The organism is Streptomyces sp. S3(2020), from assembly GCF_013044505.1.
Taxonomy (GTDB): domain Bacteria; phylum Actinomycetota; class Actinomycetes; order Streptomycetales; family Streptomycetaceae; genus Streptomyces.
Window position 1 is genome coordinate 1 of sequence record NZ_JABERD010000496.1, and the last position, 1594, is coordinate 1594.

At 74.1% G+C, this 1594-nt stretch carries 1 protein-coding gene and 1 pseudogene; both read right to left on the reverse strand.

Annotation, left to right across the window (positions count from 1 at the left end; all coding sequences use genetic code 11):
* Window positions 1–572: pseudogene (locus tag HLK59_RS49895) on the reverse strand (MBL fold metallo-hydrolase); the annotation flags it as partial.
* A 62-nt stretch (window positions 573–634) separates the two neighbouring features.
* Entirely contained in the window at window positions 635–1516 is an 882-nt protein-coding gene (locus tag HLK59_RS49900) for a ComEA family DNA-binding protein (protein ID WP_346780014.1), read from the reverse strand.
* Window positions 1517–1594: the final 78 nt, after the last annotated feature.

The following is a 1594-nucleotide window of genomic DNA, read 5'->3' on the forward strand; positions in this document are numbered from 1 at the left end:
CCCGACCCCGCCGTCGGCGCCGCGGAACCCTCGCCCGCACTCCTCCCGAAGCCCGCCGCGTCGACCATCACCAGCACCGGTGCCCGCGTGTCCACTGCCTCCCCGCCCGCCTTCTCCACCCGCCGTACCTCACCCTTGATCAGCACGGAAGTCGGCGCCGGACGGTCCCCCTCGACCCGCGGCCGGGTGAGCCGGGGATCGGAGGTGACCTCGATCTCGGCGGTCACGGTCGCGTACTCCCGCGCCAGCCCAGGCACCGGCCCACGGCGCAGATCGGCTCCGTGCAACCCGGCCGAGACAGCGGCCGCGGCGACGCAGAGCAGCACGGCGGCGACGGAGACCCGCGGCCCCGCACTGCGCCGCGTCAGCAACAGCACGCCCGCTGCCACCAGGCACACGACGGCGACACCGGTGACCCACTGGACCGCCGCGTCCAGCACCAGCGCCGCCGTCGCCCAGGCGGCGAGTGCGGGCGGGACGAGTCGCAGGTCGGCCGGCCCTTCCTGGCGTGGGTTGGCGTCCCCGAGGCGCTTACCGGAGGCGGCGTGCACGGCCCGGCGGGACGGGGGCATCGGGGGCTGAGAGGACTGAAAGGGCTGAGAGGGCAAGGCAGCCGAACCCTCGGGTACGGGACTCATGGCCGTACGAGATTCCGCAGATCGGCGAAGCGTCGTTCCCCGATGCCGTTGACCTCGCGCAGTTCGTCCACCGAGCGGAAGCCGCCGTGCTGGGTGCGGTAGTCGACGATGTGCTGGGCCAGAACCGGACCGACCCCCGGCAGGGTGTCCAGCTGGTCCACGGTGGCCGTGTTGAGGGACACCGGTGCCGCGGGTCCCGCTCCGGGCACAGAACCGGCGGAGCCGACGGGACCGCCCGCCGTACCCCCCGAGCCGACGCCGGGCACGGCAGGCGCGCCGACCACGACCTGCTCACCGTCCACGAGGAAGCGAGCACGGTTGAGTCCCGCGGTGTCCGTACCGGACCGCACTCCACCGGCCGCACGCAGCGCGTCGGCGACACGCGAACCCGCGGGAAGCCGGTGGACCCCGGGCTCACGGACCTTCCCGCTGACGTCCACCACGATCTCGGCCACCGCCGAGCCCACCACGGTCGGCGCACCGGCCGAAGCACCGGGCCCGTCCTCCACACTCCGCTCCGCAAAAGGTGCGGCCACGACTTCGGGTGCCCGCACGGCCTGGGTCCGCCCGGCCCAGAAGTGCTGCACGGCGAAACCCGCGGCGACGACGAGCACCACCGCCAGCGCGACCACACTCCGCCGCTCCAGGCCGCACCGGGCCTGCAACCACACCGGCATCCGCTCCCGAAGAGCCAGCCCGACCCGCACCCGCCGGCCCGTCGTCGGCCCCGCGTCCACCCCGATCCCACCGAGACCCGGTTCCACGTCCGCCCCGACCCCGCCGCCGACGCCTGGCGGCGGGGTCGGGGCGGACGTGGAACCGGGTCTCGGTGGGATCGGGGTGGCCGCGGGGCAGACGCCGGGCTGTCGCTGAGACACATCTGACGCGGCCGACGCGCAGGACGGTGTAGGTCGCCGCGGTCGCCCGAGCTACAAAATAAAAAAACACAAAACAAC